At 70.9% G+C, this 4431-nt stretch carries 2 protein-coding genes; both read left to right on the top strand.

The features are described from left to right. Positions 1–1599 (top strand): PD-(D/E)XK nuclease family protein (locus MTR62_RS20150; RefSeq protein WP_244024316.1); only part of this gene is annotated, 1599 nt, incomplete at its 5' end. Then, positions 1596–4431: UvrD-helicase domain-containing protein (locus tag MTR62_RS20155; protein WP_244024317.1), on the top strand; the 2836-nt coding region annotated here is incomplete at its 3' end. The genes MTR62_RS20150 and MTR62_RS20155, both read left to right, overlap by 4 nt.

The following is a 4431-nucleotide window of genomic DNA, read 5'->3' on the forward strand; positions in this document are numbered from 1 at the left end:
CGCGGGCCACGCCCGGCTGCCGGGCTCGCCCCGCTGACCGCGCTGGCCCAGGAGCACCGTATCGAGCGCTGGTGGGGCGGGGTCGAGGCGTGCCTTGCCCCGCTCTTCGCGCTGGGCGAGGGCGATACGCTGGAAACGGCGCTGGCCACGTTGACCGAGGCGGCCGAGGCGCTGTGCGGCGAAAGCCTGTGGAGCGGCGCCGATGGCCGCGCGCTCAGCGGGTTCATCGAGGATTTGCGCCGCGGCGCGGCGAGCGCGGGCACGCGGATCGACCCGCGCGAACTGCACGCGATGCTGCGCGATGCGATGGAGCGTACCTCGGTGCGACCGCCCTGGGGCGGGCATCCGCGCGTGGCGATCTACGGCCTGCTCGAAGCGCGCATGAGCCGGGCGGATCTGGTCATCTGTGGTGGTCTGGTCGAAGGGGTGTGGCCCGCCAGCCCGTCGCAGGATTCGCTGCTGCCTCCGGCCGTGCTGCGCGCGCTGGGCGTGCCGGGGGCGGATTTCCGTATCGGGCTCGCCGCGCACGATCTGGCCGCGGCGCTCGGCGCACCCGAAGTGGTGCTGAGCTGGTCGCAGCGCGACGAAGGCGGGCCGGTGATCGCCTCGCGCTTCGTGCTGCGGGTCAAGGCGATGATGGGCGATCAGGCGCTGCGCCACGCCGAAAGCCAGATGGTGCGTCTGGCCCGGCTGATCGACGACGCCGCGCCCGTGCCGCCCCATCCGCGCCCGCAGCCCATGCCCAGTGCCGAACAGCGCCGGGTCGATGTCTCGGTCACCGGGCTCGACCGGCTGCGCGGCGATCCCTACCAGTTCTACGCGCAGGCGATCCTCCAGCTGCGCAGCATCGACAGCCTCGATGCCGAGCCGAGCGCGCCCTGGCGCGGCGAGATCGCGCACCTCATCATGGAGAAGTGGCACGCGGCCGGAGAGCCCGCGCAGGGGCTCCACGCCATCGCCGAGGCCGTGCTCGACGAAACCAGCGCACACCCGCTGATGCGCGCGCTGTGGTGGCCGCGCCTCTCGGCCGCGCTCGCCACGTTCGAGGCGATGGTGCTCGCCGCCAAGGCCGAGGGACGCCGCACGCTCGCCTGGGAGCAGTGGGGCGAGATGCATTACCGCGACGTGCGCATCCATGGGCGCACCGACCGGCTCGACCGCAAGGCCGATGGCACGATCGCGGTGGTCGACTACAAGACCGGCCAGCCGCCGTCGGGCAGCCGGGTGGAGGAAGGCTTCGCGCTCCAGCTCGGGCTCACCGGCCTCATCGTCGAGGCGGGCGGGTTCAAGGATGTCGAAGGCGCGGTCACCGGCTTTGAATACTGGTCGATGGCCAAGGCCAAGGACGGCGCGATCGGCTACGTTACCGAGCCGGTGCTCGAAGGGCGCAAGAAGTCGGGTCTCGTGCGTGAGGAATTCCTGCCGCGCACGAAGGAGTACCTCGACGACGCGCTCAGCCGCTGGATTTTGGGCAGCGAGCCGTTCACCGCACGCCTCAACCCCGATCTTGCCCTCTATTCGGACTACGACCAGCTCATGCGCCTCGATGAATGGATCACCTCGCTGGGACGGCGCGAAGCGGCGGAGGGTACGCCATGAGCGGCCCGGCCAAGGTCCATCCGCTCCACGGCAACCAGATGCGCGCGGTCGACCCGGCCGACACCGTCTGGCTTTCGGCCTCGGCGGGCACGGGCAAGACGCAGGTGCTCTCCTCGCGCGTGCTGCGGCTCTTGCTCGAGCCGGGGATCACTCCGGCGCAGATCCTGTGCCTCACCTTCACCAAGGCGGGCGCGACCGAAATGGCCGCGCGCATCAACGGCACGCTGGCCGAATGGGTGCGCCTGCCCGATGTCGAGCTGTTTCCCCGGCTCGAAGCGATCGGCGCGGCGAGCGATGGCGACACGATGGCGCGCGCGCGCACGCTGTTCGCCGCCGTGCTCGACTGTCCCGGCGGGGGGCTGCGCATCGACACCATCCACGCCTTTTCGCAGTGGCTGCTGGCGACCTTCCCGCTCGAGGCCGATCTCATCCCCGGCTCGCGCCCGATGGAGGACCGCGAGCGGACCTTGCTGGCGCGCGAGGTGCTGGGCGACCTGCTGAGCGCGGCGCAGAGCGATCCGCTGGGCGACCCGCAGCTGCTCGAGGCGGTGGCGAACCTCTCGCTGCGCCATGGGCCCGATGCGGTCATCGGTTTTCTGCTGCGCTGCGCTTCGGCGCGGGCGGTGTGGTTCGGGCCGGGCAGCTGGCAGGCGGGCGACATGCGCGCCAACGTGCTGCGCCTGCTCGGCGTGCCACCGGGGAGCGATGCCGACCAGCTCGCGCAGCTGTGCAGCGACGAACGCTTCGACGTTGCCTCGCTGCGCCGCTGCCTTGAGGTGAATCACGAATGGGGCACCAAGACGGGGCTCGAGAACGTCGATGCGATCAGCGAGTGGCTGCTCGGCACCCCGGCGCAGCGGCTCGAAACGCTCGACGCCATGGCCAAGGTGTTCCTCACCCAGAAGGGTGAGCCCAAGGCGAGCAAGGGCCAGGACAAGCTCGATCCCGGCTATGCCGAATACGCCGCGCGCGTGGTCGCCGGGATCGAGGCGGTGCGCAGTCTGCGCGCGATGCTGGCGCTGGTCGATCATCTGGTGCCCGCGCTGCGGCTTGGCCGGGCCTTTGCGCTCGCCTGGGACGAGGCCAAGCAGCGCGAGGGGCTGATCGACTTCGACGACCAGATCCGCCGCGCCGCCGCGCTGTTGCAGGACAAGGAACAGGCCGACTGGATCCGCTACAAGCTCGATCGCCAGTTCGACCACATCCTCGTCGACGAGGCGCAGGACACCAACGAGCAGCAATGGGCGATCATCTTCGCCATGGCCGAGGAGTTCTGGGCCGGGGTGGGCCAGCACGAGGAGAAGTTGCGCACGCTCTTCGTGGTGGGCGATTACAAGCAGGCGATCTTCCGCTTCCAGGGCACCAGCCCGGAAAACTTCCGCAAGGCAGCCAGCCGGGTGCGCAAGCTGATGCGCGCAGCGGCGGGCAACGCAGCGGGTTTGCGCGCCGCGCACGATCCGCGCGAACTGGTTGAACTGGGGCTCGACCGCAGCTTCCGCACCGCGCAGCCGGTGCTCGATTTCGTGGACCGCGCGATCGGCGCGATCGGCCACGCCCGCTTCGGGCTCGACCGCGCGGCGCAGCGCCACGAAGGCGAGGCGCGCCCTGGCTACGTCGCGCTGTGGCGCCCGGTTGGCGCCGTGCTGTCGGATGAAGACGCGGCGCTGCCCGAAGGCGAGGACGAGGAGGGCGACGAGACCTGGCTCTCCGCGCCCGCGCGGCGCATGGCCGATCTCATCGCCGAACAGGTGCGCGAGTGGCTCGACAAGCAGGGGCCGGGCTTCACCCTTGAAAAAGGAAAGCGCCGCCGCGCCGAGGCGGGCGACATCATGGTGCTGGTGCGCCAGCGCAAGGAACTGGCCGGGCTGATCGTGGCGCGCCTCCACGCCGCCGGGGTTCCGGTGGCGGGGGTTGACCGCCTGCGGCTGGGCGCGCCGCTGGCGGTCAAGGACCTCGTCGCCGCGCTGCGCTTTGCCGCCCAGCCGCTCGACGATCTGAACCTTGCCAGCCTGCTCGTTTCGCCGCTGATCGGCTGGAGCCAGGAACAGCTTCTGGCCCACGCGTTCCGGCCCAGGAAAAAGGCGCTGTGGGATCACTTGCGCGGTTCGATCGATCCCTTCGTGGGCAAGGCACTGATGCGGCTGGGCGATCTTCTGGCGCGGGCCGACTACGAAGTTCCGCACGATCTGCTGCAGTGGATTCTGGTCGGCCCCTGGCAGGGACGGCGCCACCTTATCGCGCGGCTGGGCAGCGAGGCGGGCGATCCGATCGACGAACTGGTCAACGCCGCGCGCGCCTACGCGGTGACCGATACGCCCAGCCTTGCCGGTTTCCTCGCCTGGTTCGAGGCGGGCGACGGCGAACTCAAGCGCGAGGCGGACAACGCCGGCGGGTTGGTGCGGGTCATGACCGTCCACGGCTCGAAGGGGTTGCAGGCGCCGATCGTCATCCTTGCCGATGCGACCGGCAATCCCGAGACCGCGCGTGAGGGCGGGATCGAGCTGTCCGACCCGCGCGGGGCGCACCGCCGCGTGCCGCTGCCCCCGGTCGGCAAGGCGGAGAAGGTCGGGCCGATCGCCGAGGAAATCGCGCAGGCCAGGGAAGCTGACGAGCAGGAGCACTGGCGCCTGCTCTACGTTGCCATGACCCGCGCCGAGGAAGCGCTGTTCGTGGGCGGCGCGCTCGGCTCGCGCGACAAGGGCGCGCCCGCGCCCAAGAGCTGGTACGCGCAGCTGCGCGCGCTGTTCGGTCCTGATGCCGAGCTGGCGGATCCGATTTGGGGCGCGCGCTGCGAACACGGCGCGCTGGGCGACAGCGTGCCGGGCCGCGCCG

Source organism: Novosphingobium organovorum (genome assembly GCF_022832435.1).
Taxonomy (GTDB): domain Bacteria; phylum Pseudomonadota; class Alphaproteobacteria; order Sphingomonadales; family Sphingomonadaceae; genus Novosphingobium; species Novosphingobium organovorum.